We start from the raw sequence: 705 nt of genomic DNA, 5'->3' as shown, positions 1-705 counted from the left end.
TTTATCCTCTCATTTAGAAGGATTTGAAAATCAGTACCATAAACAAAGTAAAGAAGTAGTAGCTGATGCAGGTTACGGAAGTGAAGAAAATTATGAATTACTTGAAAAAAAAGAAATTACAGCCTACGTTAAGTACAATTATTTTCATAAAGAGCAAAAAAGGAAAATGAAGAATAATCCTTTTTTAGTTCAGAATTTATTTTACAACAAAGCATTAGATTTTTATGTCTGTCCGATGGGGCAAAGAATGGAGAAAATAAGAGATGGAAAACGTACTTCAAGGAATGGATATGAATCGCAAGTGTCTTATTATCAAGCAAAAAGGTGTCAATATTGTCCTCTTCGTAATTTATGTCATAAAGCAGAAGGCAATAGAATACTACAAGTAAATCATCGTTTAAACCAACTGAAAGAAAAAGCTAGAAATTTACTAACGAGTGAAAAAGGCTTAGAGCAGTGCAGTAAACGCCCTATAGAAGTAGAAGCTGTTTTTGGGCAACTCAAATACAATAATAAGTTCAATAGATTTACTTTGAAGAGCTTAGAAAAAGTAGAAATGGAGTTTCTATTGATGGCTCTTGGGCATAATTTTAGAAAAATGGTAGCAAAAACTACCAATAAGCTAAAAAATACTTTCAATTCTAAAAAATCGTCTTTTTGCGATATTTTTTATACTCAAAAGACAAAATTTGTTTGCATCATCAA

Annotated in this window: 1 protein-coding gene; it reads left to right on the top strand. The window is 30.5% G+C overall.

Annotation, left to right across the window (positions count from 1 at the left end):
* Positions 1-705, top strand: a 705-nt coding sequence (locus QZ659_RS20235) for a transposase (protein ID WP_291728879.1), incomplete at both ends; no start/stop codon positions are given.

It is taken from the genome of Bernardetia sp. (assembly GCF_020630935.1).
Taxonomy (GTDB): domain Bacteria; phylum Bacteroidota; class Bacteroidia; order Cytophagales; family Bernardetiaceae; genus Bernardetia.
The sequence above is the reverse complement of the archived record's forward strand: the minus strand, read 5'-3'. Positions and strand labels throughout refer to the sequence as shown.